17 protein-coding genes and 1 riboswitch are annotated in these 19,552 nt (G+C 63.3%); of the genes, 10 read left to right on the forward strand and 7 right to left on the reverse strand.

Annotated elements, in window-relative coordinates; all coding sequences use genetic code 11:
- Positions 1-33: 33 nt before the first annotated feature.
- On the reverse strand, positions 34-2,091 hold the full coding sequence (gene parE / locus FJ970_RS18240) for a DNA topoisomerase IV subunit B (RefSeq protein WP_140760584.1): 2,058 nt from the start codon (positions 2,089-2,091) through the stop codon (positions 34-36).
- A 237-nt stretch (positions 2,092-2,328) separates the two neighbouring features.
- On the opposite strand from parE, the gene cpaB reads away from it, so the two are divergent.
- From cpaB to FJ970_RS18285, 9 genes are all read left to right on the forward strand, one after another.
- Positions 2,329-3,255, forward strand: a complete 927-nt coding sequence (gene cpaB / locus FJ970_RS18245; RefSeq protein ID WP_227791834.1) for a Flp pilus assembly protein CpaB — start codon at positions 2,329-2,331, stop codon at positions 3,253-3,255.
- 90 nt (positions 3,256-3,345) lie between these two features.
- On the forward strand, positions 3,346-4,725 hold the full coding sequence (locus FJ970_RS18250) for a type II and III secretion system protein family protein (protein ID WP_227792182.1): 1,380 nt from the start codon (positions 3,346-3,348) through the stop codon (positions 4,723-4,725).
- Positions 4,726-4,729: 4 nt separating this feature from the next.
- A complete protein-coding gene (locus tag FJ970_RS18255) occupies positions 4,730-4,999 on the forward strand; it encodes a hypothetical protein (RefSeq protein WP_140760588.1) in 270 nt (89 codons plus the stop codon).
- 33 nt (positions 5,000-5,032) lie between these two features.
- Positions 5,033-6,241 (forward strand): AAA family ATPase, encoded by a 1,209-nt coding sequence (locus tag FJ970_RS18260; RefSeq protein ID WP_140760590.1) that lies wholly within the window; start codon positions 5,033-5,035, stop codon positions 6,239-6,241.
- A complete protein-coding gene (locus FJ970_RS18265; RefSeq protein WP_140760592.1) occupies positions 6,238-7,659 on the forward strand; it encodes a CpaF family protein in 1,422 nt (473 codons plus the stop codon). The genes FJ970_RS18260 and FJ970_RS18265 overlap by 4 nt, the downstream gene beginning before the upstream one ends.
- 5 nt (positions 7,660-7,664) lie before the next feature.
- The gene (locus FJ970_RS18270) at positions 7,665-8,630 is read left to right on the forward strand and encodes a type II secretion system F family protein (RefSeq protein WP_140760595.1); all 966 of its coding nucleotides are present in this window, start codon (positions 7,665-7,667) and stop codon (positions 8,628-8,630) included.
- A gap of 1 nt (position 8,631) precedes the next feature.
- Positions 8,632-9,594, forward strand: coding sequence for a type II secretion system F family protein (locus tag FJ970_RS18275; protein ID WP_140760597.1), 963 nt, complete (start codon positions 8,632-8,634; stop codon positions 9,592-9,594).
- Between the two features lie 183 nt (positions 9,595-9,777).
- The gene (locus FJ970_RS18280) at positions 9,778-10,251 is read left to right on the forward strand and encodes a hypothetical protein (protein WP_140760600.1); all 474 of its coding nucleotides are present in this window, start codon (positions 9,778-9,780) and stop codon (positions 10,249-10,251) included.
- A gap of 172 nt (positions 10,252-10,423) precedes the next feature.
- Positions 10,424-11,599: a GGDEF domain-containing protein gene (locus FJ970_RS18285; RefSeq protein ID WP_140760602.1), complete on the forward strand. Its 1,176-nt coding sequence runs from the start codon at positions 10,424-10,426 to the stop codon at positions 11,597-11,599.
- On the opposite strand, the gene gcvP is transcribed toward FJ970_RS18285, so the two are convergent.
- The 3 genes from gcvP to gcvT are packed head-to-tail and all read right to left on the reverse strand — an operon-like array spanning position 11,600 to position 15,899.
- A complete protein-coding gene (gene gcvP, locus FJ970_RS18290; protein WP_140760605.1) occupies positions 11,600-14,410 on the reverse strand; it encodes an aminomethyl-transferring glycine dehydrogenase in 2,811 nt (936 codons plus the stop codon).
- Between the two features lie 17 nt (positions 14,411-14,427).
- On the reverse strand, positions 14,428-14,796 hold the full coding sequence (gene gcvH / locus FJ970_RS18295) for a glycine cleavage system protein GcvH (RefSeq protein WP_140760607.1): 369 nt from the start codon (positions 14,794-14,796) through the stop codon (positions 14,428-14,430).
- A 5-nt stretch (positions 14,797-14,801) separates the two neighbouring features.
- A complete protein-coding gene (gcvT, locus tag FJ970_RS18300) occupies positions 14,802-15,899 on the reverse strand; it encodes a glycine cleavage system aminomethyltransferase GcvT (RefSeq protein WP_140760609.1) in 1,098 nt (365 codons plus the stop codon).
- 149 nt (positions 15,900-16,048) lie between these two features.
- Positions 16,049-16,135, reverse strand: a riboswitch (glycine riboswitch).
- 252 nt (positions 16,136-16,387) lie between these two features.
- Between gcvT and FJ970_RS18305 the strand changes: the two genes are divergently transcribed.
- On the forward strand, positions 16,388-17,389 hold the full coding sequence (locus FJ970_RS18305) for a hypothetical protein (RefSeq protein WP_140760612.1): 1,002 nt from the start codon (positions 16,388-16,390) through the stop codon (positions 17,387-17,389).
- Here FJ970_RS18305 and FJ970_RS18310 read toward each other — a convergent pair.
- From FJ970_RS18310 to FJ970_RS18320, 3 genes are read right to left on the reverse strand one after another with little or no spacing between them, the layout of a single operon-like run.
- Positions 17,386-17,823, reverse strand: coding sequence for a GNAT family N-acetyltransferase (locus FJ970_RS18310; RefSeq protein ID WP_140760614.1), 438 nt, complete (start codon positions 17,821-17,823; stop codon positions 17,386-17,388). The genes FJ970_RS18305 and FJ970_RS18310 overlap by 4 nt on opposite strands.
- Positions 17,823-18,614, reverse strand: a complete 792-nt coding sequence (locus FJ970_RS18315; RefSeq protein ID WP_140760616.1) for a molybdopterin-binding protein — start codon at positions 18,612-18,614, stop codon at positions 17,823-17,825. The genes FJ970_RS18310 and FJ970_RS18315 overlap by 1 nt, the downstream gene beginning before the upstream one ends.
- Position 18,615: 1 nt before the next feature.
- The gene (locus tag FJ970_RS18320) at positions 18,616-19,497 is read right to left on the reverse strand and encodes a cytochrome b/b6 domain-containing protein (RefSeq protein ID WP_140760618.1); all 882 of its coding nucleotides are present in this window, start codon (positions 19,495-19,497) and stop codon (positions 18,616-18,618) included.
- Between the last annotated feature and the right edge of the window lie 55 nt (positions 19,498-19,552).

The raw sequence follows: 19,552 nt of genomic DNA on the forward strand, positions 1-19,552 counted from the left end.
CATGTCAGGAACGCAAGCTAAACTCGCCGGCGGCTAGATATCCAGCACTTCCGTCTCGGCGAATTCGGCGCGTTCCTGGATGAAGCGGAAGCGGGCTTCGGGCTTGGTGCCCATCAGCGCGTCGACCGCATCCTTGGTCGCCGCCTCGGCGTCGATAACATCGACCCGCAATAGCGTGCGCTTCCTCGGGTCCATGGTGGTCTCCTTGAGCTGCGCGGCCATCATTTCGCCCAGGCCCTTGAAGCGGCCGAGCTCGACCTTGCCGCGCCCGGTGAATTCGGTGCGCAGAAGCTCGTCCTTGTGCGCGTCGTCGCGGGCATAGGCGACCTTGCCGCCTTGCCTGATCGAGTAGAGCGGCGGCACCGCCAGATAGAGATGACCGCCGCGTACCAGCGCCGGCATCTCCTGGTAGAAAAAGGTGATCAGCAGCGAGGCGATGTGGGCGCCGTCGACGTCGGCATCGGTCATGATGATGACGCGGTCGTAGCGCAAATCCTCGTCGCGATATTTTAAGCGCGTGCCGCAGCCAAGCGCCTGAATCAGGTCCGATATCTGCTGGTTGGCGGCCAGCTTGTCATTGCCGGCGCTGGCGACGTTGAGGATTTTTCCGCGCAACGGCAAGACGGCCTGGCTGGCACGGTCGCGCGCCTGCTTGGCCGAGCCGCCGGCGGAATCACCTTCGACGATGAAGAGTTCGGCACCTGCCGCCGCGTTCTGCGTGCAGTCGGCGAGCTTGCCAGGCAAGCGCAGCTTGCGCACCGCGCTCTTGCGCGACACCTCTTTTTCCTGGCGGCGGCGCACCCGCTCGTCGGCGCGTGCGATCACCCATTCGAGCAGCTTCGAGGCTTCCTGCGGGTTGTCGGCCAGCCAATGGTCGAACGGGTCGCGGATCGCGGTCTCGACGATGCGTATCGCTTCGATCGTCGCCAGCCTGTCCTTGGTCTGGCCGACGAATTCCGGCTCGCGGATGAATACCGACAGCATGCCGGCGGCCGAGATCATGACGTCTTCCGACGTGACGATCGAGGCGCGCTTGTTGCCGACGAGGTCGGCATAGGCGCGCAGGCCGCGCGTCAGCACGTTGCGGAAGCCGGCCTCATGGGTGCCGCCTTCGCCGGTCGGGATGGTGTTGCAGTAGGAATTGATGAAGCCGTCACCGCCGAACCAGGTCACCGCCCATTCGAGCGAGCCGTGGCCGCCTTGCTTGTCGCTCTTGCCGGCGAAGATTTCGCGCGTCACCTGGAATTCGTCGCCGAGCGACGCTTTCAGATAATCCTTGAGGCCGCCGGGGAAATGGAACTCCGCCTTGGCCGGTGTCTGATCTTTTTCCTTGATCAGGGAGGGATCGCAGGTCCAGCGAATCTCGACGCCGCCGAACAGATAGGCCTTCGAACGCGTCATGCGGTAGAGACGCGCCGGCTCGAATGCCGCGCCCTTGCCGAAAATCTGCTCGTCGGGATGGAAGCGGATTTTTGTGCCGCGCCGGTTGTGCACTTCGCCGAGCTGCTCGAGGCCGGTCACCGGGACGCCACGCGAAAAGCGCTGGCGGTAGAGCTGGCGGCCACGTGCCACCTCGACCTCGAGATGATCCGACAGCGCGTTGACCACCGACACGCCGACGCCGTGAAGGCCGCCGGATGTTTCGTAGACCTTCGAATCGAACTTGCCGCCCGAATGCAGCGTCGTCATGATGACTTCGAGCGCCGGCTTCTTGAATTTTGGGTGCATGTCGACCGGAATGCCGCGGCCATTGTCCGTGACCGTGAGATGGCCATCGGCCGAAAGTTCGACATCGATGAAGGTGGCGTGACCGGCCACCGCCTCGTCCATCGAATTGTCGATGACCTCGGCGAACAGGTGGTGCATCGCCTTGTCGTCGGTGCCGCCGATATACATGCCGGGCCGGCGGCGCACCGGCTCCAGGCCTTCGAGCACCTCGATGTCGGCGGCGCTGTAACCCTCGCTGCCATCCTTGGCCGCGGCCGGGCGCCTGGCGGCCGCTTGCACCAGCGGATCCGCCGGGCGCGCCGACGTGCGAACCGGTTGCGGCTGCTTCTCCAGATTGCCGAAAAGATCGTTGTTGTCGTCCATGCCTGCCATAGAGCCCAAGCTGCGAATCACCCCGTCGATACTGCCACGCTTTTCAGCGCCAAGCGACGGAGGTTCCTGTTACGTTCGGGGATTTAACCCCTCTTACCCTAAAACCATTCGATAACCAAGCAGGCGGAAATAGGTCGAATGCAACCGCACAAGATTCCCGATTCTTTAACAATGCGGACTAGCGTGAGCCCTACATAACAAGAAACGACGGGCATCAGGGATTTCGGCGTGAGGGGCAAGGCCATAACGATGATCGGTATCGCCGCCGTTTTCGGCGCGATCTCGATCTTTGCCGCGGATTTCTGGGTCAAGAGCCAGGCCAAGGCCGACGCCCAGGAGAAAACGGCGTCCATCGCCGCTCCGGCGGCACCCAAAATCGAGTTCAAGACCATTGTGGTGGCCAATGCGCCGTTGCGTTATGGCATGGAGCTCGACCGCGCCAAGCTCAGCGAAATCCCGTGGCCGCAGGATTCCCTGCCGCAGGGCGCCTTTGCCACCGTCGATGGATTGCTTGGCGAAGGCAGCCGGGTCGTGCTGTCGCCGATCGAGGTCAACGAGCCGGTGCTGCTCACCAAGCTGTCGGGACCGAACGGCCGTGCGACGCTGTCCAACATGCTGACGCCCGGAATGCGGGCGGTCACCATCCGCACCGACGAGATCGCCGGCGTCGGTGGCTTCGTCACGCCGGGCGACCGGGTCGATGTCGTCCTGACGCGTGATGCCGGCGAAATCCAGGAAGTCGCCAAGAACGCGCAAGGCGCGGCCGGTTCGACCATCACTTCGGAGATCGTCGTTGCCGACGCCAAGGTGCTGAGCGTCGGGCAAGGCGCCGACGAGCGTCAGACGACGCCGCAGGTGGCCAATTCCGTGACCATCGAGGTGACGAGCGACGGCGCGCAGAAAGTGGCGCTTGCCCGCACTGTCGGGACGCTGTCGCTGTCGCTGCGCTCCGCCAGCGAAGGCGGCGACGGCAAGAACGGCGTCACCACCATCTCTTCCTTCGGCGGGTCCGTGGCTTCCAAGGCCGAGGCCGCGGCCGGCTCCTTGTTCGATGCCATCGCCAAGGAACCGGAGAAGCCGAAATTCAAGACGGTCATCGTGACGCGCGGCACGCAGGCCGAGGAATACAAGGTCCCTTCGCGGGACCAGAAGTAAGGACCGGTGGGGACCGGGCGGGACGGGATCATGGTAATGCACACCCAATTTCGAATGACGGATCGATTGCGTTTCGTGCGCGCCCTGGCGATGGCGGCTTCACTGGTCGCGAGCGGCATGCTCGCCTTCGCAGGCGCGGCCAAGGCGGACAACGACATCGTCTATGTCTCGTCGACCAAGAATGCGTCGATCAAGGTCGCCAAGGGCAAGCCCAAGACGATCATGACGAGCGCTGCCTTCTATCAGATCGTCATCGGCGATCCGGAGATCGCCAACGTCAACCCGCTGACCGACAAATCCTTCTATGTGCTGGGCAACAATCTCGGCACCACCGGCATCGCGCTGTTCGACGAGAAGAAGCAGCTCGTCGGCACCGTCGACATCGAAGTGACGCTCGACACCGACCAATTGGCGAGCACCATCCGTGCCAGCGTGCCGGACGCCAAGATCAAGGTCGGCTCGGCCAATGGCCGTGTGGTGCTTTCGGGCGAGGCGGATGACGCGGTCGCCGCCGAAAAGGCAAACAAGATCGCCACCCGCTTCTCCGGCAATGAGGAGGTGATCAATTCGGTCAATATCTCCTCGTCGCAACAGGTTCAGCTCAATGTCCGCTTCGTCGAGATCAACCGCCAGGCCGGGCAGGACCTCGGTGCGAAATACAGTGCCAATTTCGCCTACGGCTTCGGCGGTCGCGATGTCTCTCTCGATCCGGGCTCGGTGCCTGCAGCCGGCACCGGCGAGATCATCGGCCGGCTGCTGTCCAATGGCGTCTCGATCGATATCGCCATCAAGGCGCTGGAGGAGCGCGGCCTTGCCCGAAGGCTGGCCGAACCGAACCTGATCGCCCGCTCCGGCGAAACGGCGAGTTTTCTCGCCGGCGGCGAATTCCCGATCCCGGTTTCCGAAGACAATGGCAAGATCTCCGTCAGCTACAAGAAATACGGCGTCAGCCTGGACTTTACGCCGACGGTGCTGAAGGACGGATTGGTCAGCCTCGACATCGCGCCGGAAGTCTCCTCGATCGATGCGTCGGCGTCCTACAATATCGGCAACATTTCGGTGCCGGGGTTCATCGTGCGCCGCGCCAAGACCTCGGTCGACCTGAAGAACGGCCAGAGCTTCATGATCGCCGGGCTGCTGCAGTCCCAGAACGACATCACCACGTCTCGCATTCCCGGTCTCGGCAAGATGCCGGTGCTGGGGTCGCTGTTCTCGTCGAAATCCTATCAGCGGCGCGAGACCGACCTGGTCATCATCGTCACGCCCTATCTGGTGAAGCCGGTCGATCCGTCGAAGAAAATGGCTGAGCCGACCGATGGCACGCAGCCTGCCAGCAATGTCGACTATTTCCTCAACAACACCGAGGAGGTGAAGGCGTCGGACACCAACCGTGCGCTGGCGTTGGCTGACGGCAGCGCCGCGCGGGGCGCCACCAAAGTCGGCCATTTCCTCGACCTGCCGAAGGACTGAAGCCATGCGTTTGGTCCTGAGTTCGAGCATCGCCCTGCTTCTTGCCGGTTTGGCGAGCGGCTGCACCAGCGACGACTATGTGCGCAGCGAAGGCGTGACGACAGCCGCCGGTGAGGCGCAGGCCGCCAACACCGTCATGCAGATGGTCGACCCGTGGAAGCATGGCGTCCAGAACACGAGGCTTCTCGTGCCCGCCAAGCGCGGAACTGCCGGACCTGTCACACCCGATCAGGCGGCTGGTGCCAAGGCAGCGCAAACGACCACCGGCAACTGATCCACACGGCGATCGACCTCACAGGCGGCAAGAATGGCAAACAGCACCAAGAAGATCCTGCTCGTATCGACAGACCGGACCTTCGCGCAGGACACGAAGACGGCGTTTGCCGCCTCCGAGATCATCCAGCTCATGACGGTTGAGAAGAACGTCACGGAGCTGCGCGGCGAGGTCCAGGAGGCCGAGTTCGGCGTCGTTATCGTCGATATGGACGCGGCGAAACTGGAGGAAATCGAGTCACTGCAGCGCGTCATGCGCCGGCTCGAGGGCAAGGCACCGGTGGTCGTGGTCACCCAGGAGTTCAACGCCGCCGCCGTGCGCATCCTGGTGCAGCTCAAGGTCGCCGACTTCCTGGTCAAGCCGATCACCACTGCCGACCTCGTGCGTTCGGTCGTGCGAGCGCTGCAGGGGCCCGGGCGCGAGGAAAACACCGAGTCGCAGATCTATACCTTCATGCCCGCCGCCGGCGGCGTCGGCACCACGACACTGGCGCTGCAAACCGCGTTCCAGCTGCATCATTCGGTGACGCGCGGCGCGTCGACCTGCGTGGTCGACCTCAATTTCCAGCAAGGTGCCTGCGCCGAATATCTCGATCTGGAGCCTCGTTTCGACATCACCGAAATCGAGAACCAGCCCGAACGCCTCGACCGGCAACTGCTCGATGTGATGCTGTCCAAGCACGCCAGCGGACTTTGCGTGCTGGCCGCGCCGACGCGTCCGGCCGAGATGCGCTCGTTCAAGACCGATGTCGTGGTGCGCATGCTGGACCTCGTTTCGGCCTATTTCGACAATGTCGTCATCGACATGCCACGCACCTGGTTTCCGTGGACCGAAACGGTGCTGCTCGGCTCCAACAAGCTCTACATCGTTGCCGAGATGACGGTGCCGTGCCTGCGCCATACGCAACGGCTAATCCAGGCCGTCTACGAGACCGCCGGCAAGGAAGTGAAGCCGAACGTGATCGTCAACCGTTTCGAGCAGAAGATGTTCGACAACGGCATCAAGCAGGCGGACGTCCAGGAAATCCTTGGCGAGCATTTCGTCGGCGGCATCGCCAACAACTACCGGCTGGTGCGTGAGGCGGTCGACCGCGGCGTGCCGCTGCACGAGATCGACGCCAACGCCAATGTCGTCAACGATCTGAAGAAGATCATCCTTCCGGAAGAGGCGGTGGCGACCGCGAGCAAGTCGAAGTCGCTGTTCGGCCTCGGCAAGGGCCTCTTGAAGAGGAAGGCAGGATGACCAGCCGTTTCTCAACCCTGCAGAACCGCGACGCGCGCCCGCAGCGTCCGCCGGAATCAACACCGGTCGCGCATCATGCCGTCGTCATCCCGAGCAGCCGAAAGGCTTTGCCGGCGAAACCGGAAGCAGCACCGGTAAAAAATGCCAACAAGGTGCTCGATGCTCGCGTGCGCATCCACCGGATGCTGCTCGAGGAGATCAACCTGGTCGCGCTGGAGCGCTTGCCCAAGGACGAGATGCGCCGGCAAGTACATGATTTCGTTTCGGAAAAGACCCGCCAGGAGCGGATGGCGATCAACACCGCCGAACTCGACGCGCTGGTCGACGATATCGTCGACGAGATGGTCGGCCTCGGCCCGCTCGAGCCGCTGCTCAAGGATCCCGACATCAACGATATCCTGATCAACGGTCATCAGAACTGTTTCGTCGAAAAGAAGGGCAAGCTGCAGCAGGTCCATATCCCGTTCAAGGACGAGGCGCATCTGCTCAGGATCGTCAACAAGATCGTGGCCGCCGTCGGCCGCCGCGTCGACGAATCGCAGCCGATGGTCGACGCTCGCATGCTGGACGGCTCGCGCTTCAACGCAGCCATCCGCCCGGTGGCCGTCGACGGTCCGCTGGTGTCGATCCGCAAGTTCTCCAAGAACAAACTTGGCCTGCACAGGCTGGTCGAATTCGGCGCCATCACACAGAACATGGCCGAAGTGCTGGCGGCGGCCGTGCATGCCCGCAAGACGACGATCATTTCGGGCGGCACCGGCACCGGCAAGACGACGATGCTCAACGCGCTGTCGGCCTTCATTCCGGAAGACGAGCGGCTGATCACCATCGAGGACGCGGCGGAGCTTCAATTGCAGCAGCCGCATGTCGCGCGCATGGAGACGCGTCCCGCCAACATCGAAGGCCATGGCGAGCTCAAACAGCGCGATCTGGTCAAGAACGCGCTGCGCATGCGCCCCGACCGGGTCATCCTCGGCGAGTGCCGCGGCGAGGAAGCCTTCGACATGCTGCAGGCGATGAACACCGGCCACGAAGGCTCGATGGCGACCATCCACGCCAACACGCCGCGCGACTGTATTTCGCGCCTCGAGCAGATGCTGGGCATGACCGGCATGCCGATGACGGTGCAGTCGATCCGCAGCCAGATCGCCAGCGCCATCGACATCATCGTCCAGCTGACCCGGCTTTCCGACGGCAAGCGCAAGGTGACCAGCGTCGCCGAGGTGACCGGCATGGAAGGCGACGTCATTCAGATGCAGGAGATATTCCGTTTCGTGCGCACCGGCATGGAGGCGGATGGCAAGATCCTTGGCTACTACGAGGCGACCGGCATACGGCCGCGTTTCCTGGAAGATCTGCGCGCGATGGGCATCGAGTTTCCCGGACGTTATTTCGAACCCGGCCGGCCGCAGGAGTAGCCGGCGTGTTCGACGGGTTCAGCGCGATCTATGTCGTCTATGCCGGGGCCGCTCTGACCGGCATCATGGTCGCCGAGGCGGTCTACCTGCTCTATGCCGGCCGCAGCGACAAGCGCACCGCCATCAACCGGCGTATGAAGCTGCAGGAAAACAAGATCAGCCAGGAACAGGTGCTGATCCAACTGCGCAAGGAGCGCGGCCTCGACGCGGGAACGTCGCTGTTTTCACCTGACCGGTTCCGTGCCTTGCGCACGCAGTCGGGCATGGTCATGCCGCTCTCGAAATTCCTGATGATCACCTGCGGCGTGGCGATGGCCGTGGCCCTGTTCGCCATCTCGCGCGGCTTGCCGCTGTTGATGGGGCTCATCCTGTTCGTCATGCTGGTGCCGCTGCTGCCGGTCATGGCGATGCGCTCCATGCGCAAGCGCAGGCTGAAGCGTTTCGGCATGCAGTTGCCGGAGGCGCTAGAACTGATCACGCGGGGCCTCAAGGCCGGTCATCCGGTCCCGGTGGCCATCGCCATGGTGTCGCGCGAGATGCCCGATCCGATCGGCACCGAATTCGGCGTCATCGCCGATGAGGTGACCTATGGCTCCGACCTGGTCTCGGCGCTGAATTCGTTGTTCGACCGGGTCGGCCATGAGGATCTGCCGCTGTTCGTCACCGCCGTGTCGATCCAGACCAGCTCGGGCGGCAATCTGCGCGAAATCCTCGATGGGTTGTCGACGACGATCCGCGAACGCGGCAAGCTGCGCCGCAAGGTGCGCGCCATTTCCACTGAAGGCCGTTTGTCGGCCTACATCTTGACGGCCGTGCCGGCGCTGCTCTTCACAGCCATCATGGCCATGATGCCGGGATATTACAGCGACGTCTGGGGTGTGCCGAAGACATGGTACATGATTGGCGGCTCGGTTACCTGGCTGATGCTGGGCAATCTGATCATGTTCAAGATGTCGAACTTCAGATTCTGACATGCAGAGCGTCATCGAATTCCTCGCCTCGCTCGCGCCGACGTCTCTGATGCCGGTGGCCGTGCTGTTGCTGGCCCTGGGAGCCGCTGCGGTCGCCTGGCCGATGGTGGCGGCGAGGGGCGACCGCAACGAGGTCAAGCGCCGGCTCAAGGTCGACCACGGTCCGGTGGTGGCCAAGCCCGAACCGGTGCAGAAGAAGAACAGCGGCGTCGTGCGCGAAAAAGCGGTGAAGAGGGCGCAGGAATTCTATGCCAAGAGCGATCCGGAAAACGTCGCCCGCCTGCGTTTGAAGCTCATCCAGGCCGGTTACATGGAGCCGCGCGCCGTCGGCATGTTCTTCCTCATCCGGTTCACGGCGATGATCGGCACGGCATTCGCCGTCTTCGTGCTCAACCGGTGGATGGCCAGCCCGGACGCGACCATGACCAGCCGGTGGACCTTCATCATCCTGTCGGGCGCTGCCGGCTATTTCCTGCCGGGCCTGGTGCTGACCCAGAAAGTGCGGGAAAAGATGCGCGAATACCGCAACGGCTTCCCCGATTTCATGGACCTGATGATCGTCTGCTCCGACGCCGGAATGAGCATGGAAGCGGGCGTCGAGCGTGTGTCGAAAGAGCTCGCCAGGACCTATCCGTCGCTCAGCCAGAACCTGCAGCTCGTATCGTTGGAGCTTCGGGCGGGGCGCAGCCTCGACGACGCGCTGAAGGCGCTCGCCGATCGCCTCAGCTTGGACGAGGTACGCTCCTTCGCCACGCTCCTGCAGCAGTCGAAGGAACTCGGCACCAGCCTATCGGGTGCGCTCAGGGTGTTTTCCGATGAAATGCGCCACAAGCGCATGTCGCTGGCCGAGGAGAAGGCGCATGCCTTGCCGGCAAAGATGTCCGTGCCGGTCGTGGTCTGCATCCTGCCGGTGGTGCTGATGATCGCCGTCATTCCCATCATCGTCAAAATGACTGGTCACTAGCGGCGTCCGATACTCGCTGGGCGGGCCGCGAAATGTTGAATGCCCGCAGCCTTCGCCCCAGTGGTTAACGGCCGGTATTTTCGGAACCGAATCTTGGCTGCATTTCGGCACCGAAGCTTAATCGCTGTGCTGTAGTGTCTTTCCCTGAAGAACGACCCGACAAATCGGGCGACGGGGCAGGGCATGCGTCAGATAAAATTTACGGCGGTGGCTACGATGGCAACCGTCCTGATGATCACCGGGTGCACGACGAACACCAACGTCGATACGACCAAGACCACCGCGATCCAGCCGGCGGCCAAGGACGTCGACACATCCGACCTGGCGGAAGGCAAGGCACAGTTTCGCGATGCCAATTATGGTCTTGCCGAACAGCATTTCCGCAAGGCAGTCGAACTGAAGGCCGACAACGCCGAGGCCTGGATGGGGCTCGCCGCTTCCTATGACGAACTCGGCCGCTTCGACTTCGCCGACCGCGCCTATGGCCAGCTTTTGAAAGTCGCCGGCCGCAAACCGCGGATCGTCAACAATATGGGCTATTCGCAATTGTTGCGCGGCAACAAGAAGAAAGCCAGGGCGCTGCTGCTCGAGGCGAAAGCCGGCATGGCCGATCCCACGGTCGTCGACGCCAACCTCGCCCTGCTGAACAAGGGCTGATGCCGTTTGATCCTCGGCCGGCCAGGGGTGCGGTTTCGGGACAGGTGGCATCGACGCTTTGTAAACCCTATCCGCAGGTTGGGCGGACAGATCGCCTGAAAACCATGTCCGAGGGCTGCCGCCGACCTAGAATGCGGCGCAACCGCCGACGCTCGAGAGGCCTCCGCCCGATATGCTGGATTTCAGTTCGCTCCTGCTCGCAGCCGCGCTGTCGGGCATCTGTCTCAGCGTCACCATGTTCGCGATCTGGGCCACCGCGCCGCGGGCAAGGTTCGTGCTGACGGTGGCATGCGGCATTCTCGTGCTCGTCGCGCATGTGATCCTGTTCTGGCGCTACACAAGGGAGCCCGATCCGCTGCTTTGCCAGATCGCGCTGGCGCTGCTCAGCCTGGGTTTTCTGATCATCTGCATTTCGGCCATGCAATATCTCGGTGTGCCGGACCACAGGCGTGCGATTGCGCCGACGCTTGCCGCCATGGCTGTCTGTGCGGCCGTGACCTTCATGGGCCTTGACGGCATCGGTTTCGTGATCACCTACGCGACGGTTACCGCGCTGCTCTCGACGATCGGGGCCATGTTCTGGATCAATGGCAGTCACGATCGCCGCATCCTGCTGGTGGTGTCGTTCCTGAGCGGCACTTGTGCGCTGTCGTTTGCCCTTTGCGGCGTGGTTCTGATGGCCAAAGGACAGTGGACGCTCGGTGTCGCGCCCGACAATTGGGCCGAGCGCCTCAACTCGGTCGTTGCGGTGGCCTGTATGACCGGCCTCGGCGCGTTGACGCTTTCGCTCCATCATCTGCAGGCGCAGATCGAGCTCAAGGCTGAGACCATGACCGATCCGTTGACCGGACTGATGAACCGTCGGGGCCTGACGTCGCTTTATGGCGAGCGCACCTTCAGCCCGTTCATGGCGATCGTCATGTTCGATCTCGATCACTTCAAGCGGACGAACGACATCTATGGACACCCGGTCGGGGATCAGGTCCTGTGCCGCTTTGCCGCCGTCATCAGGAAATATGCCAGGACCGGGGTCGACGCCTTTCGTTTGGGCGGCGAGGAGTTCGCAATCGTCATGTCGCGCATGACGGACGAGCGGGCCTATGATCTTGCCAGCAAGATCGGTGTTGCTTTCGGCACGGAAGTCGTGCCCACCCCGCTCGGTCCCTTGCGCAGCACGGTCAGCGGCGGGATCGGGTTCGGCGAAGCCGACGGCAGCACCCTCGACGAGGTGCTGGCCAGGGCCGACACCATGCTCTATGCCGCCAAACGCGCGGGGCGAAATTGCGTCATCAGTCGCAAGAGGATGGGCAAGGCCGACCCAGTCAAGCCGGCCTTGCGCTCTGCGTAGCTATTCGGCAGCACCCAGATAGTCCGACAGCGGCGGGCAGGAGCAGACCAGGTTGCGGTCTCCCGCGACATTGTCGATGCGCGATACCGGCGGCCAGTACTTTGCCGCTGTGTCCGCGTCGCCGGCGGGATAGGCCGCTTCGAGGCGCGAGTAAGGGTGGGTCCATTGACCGGCCAGCGCCTCGGCTGATGTATGAGGCGCGTTGACCAGCGGATTGTCGGCCAAAGGCCATTCGCCCCTGGCCACTTTCGCCGCCTCGCCGGCAATGGCGATCATCGCCTCGCAAAACCGGTCCAACTCGCGCTTGGGCTCGGACTCGGTCGGTTCGACCATCAGCGTGCCGGCGACCGGGAACGACATGGTCGGCGCGTGGAAACCATAGTCGATCAGGCGCTTGGCGATGTCTTCGACACCGATGCCGGCGCTCTCCTTGAGCACGCGGGTATCGAGGATGCATTCATGGGCGACACGATCGCTCCTGCCCTTGTAAAGTAGCGGGAAGTGCGGGGCGAGCCGCGTCGCCACATAGTTGGCGGACACGATCGCCGTCTCGGTCGCCTGCTTCAGGCCGGAAGCGCCCATCATACGGATGTACATCCAGGTGATCGGCAGGATGGAAGCGCTGCCGAAGGGGGCGGCGGCCACGGCATGCGCCGAGCCTTCGCTGACATGGCCGGGCAAATAGGGCTTCAGATGCGCCTTGACGCCGATCGGACCGACGCCCGGTCCGCCGCCGCCATGCGGGATGCAGAAGGTCTTGTGCAGGTTCATGTGGCAGACGTCGGCGCCGATGTCGCCGGGACGGGCAAGCCCAACCAGGGCGTTGAGGTTGGCGCCGTCGAAATAGACCTGTCCGCCATGCTCATGAATGAGAGCGCAGAGGTGGCGCGCGCCTTCCTCGTAGACGCCATGCGTGGAGGGGTAGGTGAACATCAGCGCCGCGAGATTCCTGGAATGCTCATTGGCCTTGGCGCGCATATCGTCCATGTCGATGTTGCCGTCTTCCAGGCAGCGCACGACCACAACGCTCATGCCGGCCATCGCGGCACTCGCCGGATTGGTGCCATGCGCGGAGGAGGGGATCAGGCAGACAGTGCGATGGCCTTCACCGCGCGAGCGATGATAGGCGCGAATGGCGAGCAGCCCGGCATATTCGCCCTGGCTTCCGGCATTGGGCTGCAAGGTCACGGCGTCGAAGCCGGTGATCTCCGACAGCCAGCCTTCCAGTTCGCCGATCATGGCGCGGTAGCCGGCCGAATGCGCTGCGGGCGCGAAGGGATGCAAATTGGCGATTTCCGGCCAACTCACCGGCATCATTTCCGCCGCGGCGTTGAGCTTCATGGTGCAGGAGCCCAGCGGGATCATGGCGCGGTCGAGCGCCAGGTCCTTGTCGGCCAGCCGGCGCAGGAAGCGCATCATCTCGGTCTCCGACTTGTTCTCGTGGAAGACCGGCTGGGTCAAAAACTCCTTGCCGCGCGGCTTGCCGGGCACCGTGCTGTCGGCGGCAGAAGCAGCCTTGGCGTCGAACAGGGCCGCGATCGCCTCGAGATCGGCATCGGTCGACGTCTCGTCGAAACTGATTCCGACATGGTCGGCGTCGAGCACACGCAGCAGCCTGCCGGTCTTTTCGGCGGCGGCCGCGATCCGGGTGGCCTTGCCTTTGACCTCCACCGTCACCGTGTCGAAACGGCTGGAGCCGAGCACCGATACACCCGCCCCCTCGAGGCCGCTCGCCAGGCGGTTGGCCAGTGCATGGACGCGCCCGGCGATCGCCTGCAGGCCAACCGGGCCATGCCAGATGGCGTAGGCGGTGGCCATATTGGCAAGCAGCGCCTGCGCCGTGCAGATGTTGGACGTTGCCTTGTCGCGGCGGATATGCTGCTCGCGTGTCTGCAAGGCGAGGCGGTAGCCGGGACGGCCCATGCTGTCGGTCGACTGACCGACCAGGCGGCCGGGCATCAGCCGCGTCAGTCTGTCGGCGACGGCGCAATAGGCGGCGTGCGGGCCGCCAAAGCCCATCGGTACGCCAAAGCGCTGCATCGGGCCGACGGCAATGTCGGCGCCGAGTTTCGCCGGCGCGTCGGTCAGTGTCAGGCCAAGCGGGTCGGCGATGAAGACGACAAGGGCGCCGGTGGCGCGCGCTTTTTCGATCGCCGCCTTGTGGTCGCCATAGACGCCAAAAGTATCCGGCCAGGAGACGAGCAGGGCGGCGGTGTTGTCGTCGATCGCCTCGCCGTCGATCTCGATGCCGAGTGGCTCGGCGCGGGTACGCACCACGTCCAGCGTCTGCGGGTGCGGCGTGCCGGCGAGCGCCACCTTGGTGCGCTTGTCGCGGTGGTGGCGCAGCGCAATGCCGACCGCTTCGGCGACCGCGGTTGCCTCGTCGAGCAATGAAGCCGATGCCACCGGCAGGCCGGTCAGTTCCGTGACCAGCGTCTGGAAGTTGAACAGCATTTCGAGCCGGCCCTGGCTGATCTCGGCCTGGTAAGGTGTGTAAGCGGTGTACCAGGCTGGATTCTCGAACAGGTTGCGCTGGATGACCGGCGGCACGTGGACGCCGTGGTAACCGGCGCCGATAAAACTCTTCAGCACGGCATTCCTTGCCATGATCGTCGACAATTCGGCGAGCGCTTCGGCTTCGCTGGCCGGCGCGGGCAGGGCCAGCGGGTGGTCGAGGCGGATCGATCTCGGCACGGCCTGACTGATCAGCGTCTCGACCGAGGGAACACCGAGGACGGCGAGCATGGCTCTGACGTCGGCAAGGCCGGGGCCGATGTGACGGGCCGAGAAGGGGTAAGGTCCAGTGGTCATGTCAATGCGTCCTGATATCAGCCAATATGGGCTTTGTAGGCGGCCTCATCCATGAGGCTGGCGAGTTGGCTTTCGTCGGCGAGCTTCATCTTCCATAGCCAGCCGGCGCCGGTTGCCGCCGAGTTGACCAGCGAAGGGTCGGATGACAGCGTGCCATTGGCCTCGGTGATCTCGCCGTCGACCGGCGCGTAAACATCGGAGGCCGCCTTGACGGATTCGACCACGACGGCGGTATCGCCCTTGGCGAGCTTCTTTCCCGTTTCCGGCAGTTCCACGAAGACGAGGTCGCCGAGTTGCTCCTGAGCGTAGTTGGTGATGCCGACGGTGGCGACGCCGCCCTCGACGCTGAGCCATTCGTGATCGGCGGTGAAATAGATCTTTGCCATGGGGTCTATCCTTTGCGGTAGCGATGAGGGGTGAAGGGCAGGGAACTGATATCGACGGGGATCTTCGTGCCGCGCACGTCGGCGAAAACCCGTGTTCCGGGCTTGGCCAGCGGGGCGGCGACATAGCCCATGGCGACTGGATGACCGGCGGAGGGGCCGAAGCCGCCCGATGTGACATGGCCGGCAGGGTTGCCGTCGGCATCGAAAAGGGTTGCGCCCGCTCGTACCGGCTGGCGGCCATCGGCCTTCAACCCGACGCGCTTTTGCGCCGGGCCCCGCTCCACGGCGGCGCGCAAGGCGTCGGCGCCGATGAAGGTGCCGGAGGCACGGATCTCTTTCGGAATTGCCCACATCAGCGCCGCCGCGGCCGGGTCGATCTCCGGCGTAATGTCCTGGCCATGCAGGCAGAGCCCGGCTTCCAGCCGCAGGCTGTCGCGCGCGGCAAGCCCGATCCACAGTACGCGCTCATCTTCCAGCAGCTTGGCGACGAGTTCTCTTGCATCGGCTACCGGCAGGCCGATCTCGAAACCGTCCTCGCCGGTATAGCCCGACCGGCTCATGAACCAGTTTTTCCGCGGCTCGATGCCGTGCATGAACAGCAGCGAGCCGGTTTCGAGGCCGGCTCGGGAAAGCGTCGCCCAGGCTTCCGGGCCTTGGATCGCCAGGAAAACACGGTCGAGCGGCTCGACCTTCACATCGAAATCGGCTGCCAGCGCGCGCAGATGCTTTTCGTCGGCGACGGCATTGCCGGCGTTGGCGACCACCATGAACCTCGTATCGCCGAGCCGGGTGACGATCAGATCATCCAGAATGCCGCCCGCCTCATTGAGGAAGAAGGTCAGCTTGGATTGCGAGATTTCGAGCGCGCCGGCATCTAGCGGGCAGGCGCGGTCGAGCAGCGTGACGGCATCCGGCCCGCTGACCTCGAACAGCTTCATGTGCGAGATGTCGAACAGGCCCGCATGTTCGCGGGTGTGAAGATGCTCCTTCATGACGCCGGCCGGATAGGTCAGCGGCATCGACCAGCCTGCAAAGGCGCCGAAGCGCGCACCGGCCGCTGTATGGATATCTTCGAGGGGAAGGTGTTTGTCATCGCCCGTCATGTCGTCTCCAGAGTCGCACGCAATCGGTCGCTGATGGCGACCAGTCCGTGCCCCTCTGTCTGAAGCCTGAGAGACTCGCGCAGCCGGAACTCTGTCAGCGGCGCTTACACCTTCGGCGCGGGGGCAAGCCCCGACTTTCCAGAGTGTCTTTCCCGTCTACGGTTCTTTTGCCTGAGAGATTTCGGGCGATTTCCCCTTCGGCGGCAGCTCTCGCTGCTCTCTCCCGCAAACAGGTAGGACTCAAACCCTGAGCCCTCGACGCGCCATCCATAGCCCGTCGGCGACACCTTGTCACCTCCCAGCGACATCTAAGCGCGTCGCGCTTTAGATCTTTGTGTTGATGCATGTCGTTCTCCCAAAACCGCTGCACACTTTTGGGCGACATGCATTGGCTGACAAGTCTTCGCTAACCACGCCATTTGGCGGTTTTTCAAGACACTCCTGATATAGCAGGCCGATGTGACGCGTTGGGCGGACGGAGACGACGGATGGGCGAGTTGATCATGAGTGCGCCGGTGGCGGGGCTGACGTCGAAGAACCGCATTGCTTCGGAGGATGTGGCGATGCTGCGCCGCGACGTGTTCGCGGACGGCGTGGTGACCCGGGGCGAAGCCGAGGCCTTGTTCGCGCTCGACCAGACGGCGCGGGACAAGTGCGCGGAATGGGCACCGTTCTTCGTCGAGGCGGTCACCGACTACATCGTCCGCCAGGAAAGGCCGGAAGGTTACATTTCACAGGAAAATGCCGACTGGCTGGTCCGCACGATTTCGCGCGACGGCATGGTCGACAGCCGGACCGAACTCGAATTGCTGGTCCACGTGCTGGAAGAGGCGAAATCCTCCCCGAGCCGGCTTTGCGTCTACGCGCTGGAGCAGGTCGCCAATGCGGTCGTCGACGGCAAGGGACCGCTGATGCTCGGCGGTGCGCTGGTGCCCGGATTGATCGCCAAGGCAGAAGTCGAGCTTCTGCGCCGTATCCTCCATGCCCATGGCGGCGACGGCAACATCGCCATCACCCGGGCCGAGGCCGAGGTGCTGTTCAGGATCAACGAGCGGACAGCCCAGGCCAACAACGATCCGTCCTGGAACGACCTGTTCGTCAAGGCGATCGCCAATTTCGTCATGTGCTCGGCCGGTTACGAGGCGCCCACCCGCGACGTGGCGCTGCGCCAGGAAACCTTCCTCGAACACGCCGATCCGGAAATCGGCGGTTTCTACAGCCGCATGGTCTCCGGCGGCCTCGCCGGCATCATCGAGGCCTACCGGTCTCCTGACGATATCGAGACCGAATGGGAAGCCAAGAACAGGGCAGCCGAGGCGCTGGCCCGCCGCGCCGAGACGATCGATGCCGGCGAAGCCAAATGGCTGGTCGGACATATCGGCGTGAATCGGCCTTTACTCGAGAATGAGCGTGCACTGCTGACCTTGATCAAGCACGCGTCGCCGGAAATCCATCCGGCGCTGAAGCCGTTGCTCGACAAGGTTGCCTAAGCCGCGCCGTCTGCTGCTATCCTTCTGCAAAGAATGATATTGGAATGGCCTTCGGGCCATCCCGCCAGTTCGGCCATGCGTTCGAAGCCAGCCTTTTCATACAGGCCTGGTGCCTGGAAGTCGTGGCTGGAGACCCAGATCTTCTTGACGCCGCGATCCGCGGCCTCGGCGACAAAGGCGTCGAGCAACTGCCTTGCGTAGCCGCGGCCCCGGTGAGCCTCGTCAATCCACATCAATGTGAGTTCGGACGTGCCAGCCCAGGAGTAGCCGGCGGCTACTCCGATCGCGTGTCCCGCATCATCACGGATGACAAAGGCCAGGCTCCGGTCATCGTCGCGGTCCGTTACACGCCGGTTGTCACGATGAAGACGCTCCTCGAGCGAACTCAATTCGACTGGAGACAGGTCGTGCTCGGCCGCAATGCGAGCGTCCATCAAATCCCGCCGTACCAGTCGTAGCCATTGTCTTCCCAATAGCCGCCGCGGCCGCCGCCGACATTGGCGAAGCCGTCGACCAGTTCGATCTTGTAGAGATATTTCGGCATCTTGTAGCCGAGCTGACGTTCGACACGGACGCGTAGCGGCGCGCCGTTCTCGACCGGCAGCGGCTTGCCGTTCAGGCCATAGGCAAGGATCGTTTGCGGATGGCGGGCATCGATCAGGTCGATGGTGCCGTAATATTTGATGTCGCCCGACAGGCTGCGGTCGATCGTGTCGAGGCAGTGGAACATGACATAGCGCGCCTGCGGCTTGACCACCGCCTGGTCGAGCACCAGCGCCAGCGGCGTACCTGTCCATTTGGCGATGCAGCTCCAGCCTTCGACGCAATCGTGGCGGGTGATCTGGGTACGGCTCGGCATGTTCATGAGCTGCTCGCGGGTGAGCGACAACGGCTTTTCGACGAGGCCTGACACCTCCAGACGCCAATCGGCGAAGTTGTTGGTGAGCAGGGCTTTGTATGTGTCGTCATCCGGCGCGGTCACGCCGTTTGGCCGCATAGGCTGACGGATATCGGCCTCGGTGAATTCCGGCGCCAGCGAATTGCCGCCGCCGAGCAACCGTTGTGCCTTGTGGGTCAGGCCATTGGCGTTTTCGAGGAAACTGCGCAAGCCGCCACCGATGCCGAGGCCGCTATCGAAGGCATCGCAGCCCGACAGCATGATGCCGGAAGCGCCGAGGCTGGCGGCGGTGAGGAATTTTCGGCGGCTGATCTCAAATTTCGCCATGTCAGACACTCCTCTCGGACGTTTTGGAGTCATGCACGGGAGGATCGGTGCGGTACCAGCCGGTGATGATCGAGCGCAGTTCGTTGATCGGGCCGGCGGCAAGGATCATCAGGATGTGGACGACGAAGAAGGCGACCAGCAGAACCATGACGCTGAAATGGATGGTGCGTGCGGTCTGCCGGCCGCCGAGCAGATCGTTGAGAAACGGCAGCACCGAATCCATGCTCGGCGACATGGCGAGACCAGTGATGATCATCAGCGGCAAGAGCACGAACAGCACGCCGCCATAAGCCATTTTCTGCAGCGTGTTGTACTCGCGCGTGTGATGGAATTTGAGCCTGGCGTGGTTGGCGATGTCCTGTGGCAAGCGCTTGAGATCATCCAGGCGCGGCGCCAGATCGCGGCGGATGTGGCCGTTGATCAGGCTGGCGACCAGCCAGACGATCAAGGTCGTCGTCAGTATCCAGGCAAAGAAGAAATGGATGACGCGGGCGGTGCCGAGGTCATAGTAGGAGGGAATCGTCGCCCAGGACGGGAAACCGCGCGCCGTCTCGTTGCCTGTCGGACCCGACCAGCCGAGGACACCTGTCGTGTCGAAACGGTGCCCGAAGATTTCGGTATAACCGCGCGGCCCGGCATTGGTGTTTTCGGCGCCTATGGCGAAAATGGTGTTGTTGTAGCCGAAGCCGGATTGCTTGCCGATGTAGAGCTGCGGCCGAGCATTGAAGATCTGCAGGCCGGAAAGAAGCATGAAAAACAACGAGATGGCCCAGAGCCAGTGTGTCAGCCGCGTCCAGCGCGACTGGCGATAGATCAATGTTTTCTCTTTTGAAGCGGGGACACCCGGTTCAATTTCGGATTGGCTTCTGGCAACCGATTCCATCTTGTCTGGTCTCCCGTGCCTTGCGGCTTGGCCTACGCGTTCATTGTCCTCCTGA

This window comes from Mesorhizobium sp. B2-1-8 (genome assembly GCF_006442545.2).
Taxonomy (GTDB): Bacteria; Pseudomonadota; Alphaproteobacteria; order Rhizobiales; family Rhizobiaceae; genus Mesorhizobium.

Excerpts from the sequence above, each read along its gene's own strand:
- parE (WP_140760584.1), bottom strand. The coding sequence starts at position 2,091 with ATGGACGACAACAACGATCTTTTCGGCAATCTGGAGAAGCAGCCGCAA.
- FJ970_RS18250 (WP_227792182.1), top strand. The coding sequence starts at position 3,346 with ATGGCGGCTTCACTGGTCGCGAGCGGCATGCTCGCCTTCGCAGGCGCG.
- FJ970_RS18255 (WP_140760588.1), top strand. The coding sequence starts at position 4,730 with ATGCGTTTGGTCCTGAGTTCGAGCATCGCCCTGCTTCTTGCCGGTTTG.
- FJ970_RS18260 (WP_140760590.1), top strand. The coding sequence starts at position 5,033 with ATGGCAAACAGCACCAAGAAGATCCTGCTCGTATCGACAGACCGGACC.
- FJ970_RS18265 (WP_140760592.1), top strand. The coding sequence starts at position 6,238 with ATGACCAGCCGTTTCTCAACCCTGCAGAACCGCGACGCGCGCCCGCAG.
- FJ970_RS18275 (WP_140760597.1), top strand. The coding sequence starts at position 8,632 with ATGCAGAGCGTCATCGAATTCCTCGCCTCGCTCGCGCCGACGTCTCTG.
- FJ970_RS18280 (WP_140760600.1), top strand. The coding sequence starts at position 9,778 with ATGCGTCAGATAAAATTTACGGCGGTGGCTACGATGGCAACCGTCCTG.
- FJ970_RS18285 (WP_140760602.1), top strand. The coding sequence starts at position 10,424 with ATGCTGGATTTCAGTTCGCTCCTGCTCGCAGCCGCGCTGTCGGGCATC.
- gcvP (WP_140760605.1), bottom strand. The coding sequence starts at position 14,410 with ATGACCACTGGACCTTACCCCTTCTCGGCCCGTCACATCGGCCCCGGC.
- gcvH (WP_140760607.1), bottom strand. The coding sequence starts at position 14,796 with ATGGCAAAGATCTATTTCACCGCCGATCACGAATGGCTCAGCGTCGAG.
- gcvT (WP_140760609.1), bottom strand. The coding sequence starts at position 15,899 with ATGACGGGCGATGACAAACACCTTCCCCTCGAAGATATCCATACAGCG.
- FJ970_RS18305 (WP_140760612.1), top strand. The coding sequence starts at position 16,388 with ATGGGCGAGTTGATCATGAGTGCGCCGGTGGCGGGGCTGACGTCGAAG.
- FJ970_RS18310 (WP_140760614.1), bottom strand. The coding sequence starts at position 17,823 with ATGGACGCTCGCATTGCGGCCGAGCACGACCTGTCTCCAGTCGAATTG.
- FJ970_RS18315 (WP_140760616.1), bottom strand. The coding sequence starts at position 18,614 with ATGGCGAAATTTGAGATCAGCCGCCGAAAATTCCTCACCGCCGCCAGC.
- FJ970_RS18320 (WP_140760618.1), bottom strand. The coding sequence starts at position 19,497 with ATGGAATCGGTTGCCAGAAGCCAATCCGAAATTGAACCGGGTGTCCCC.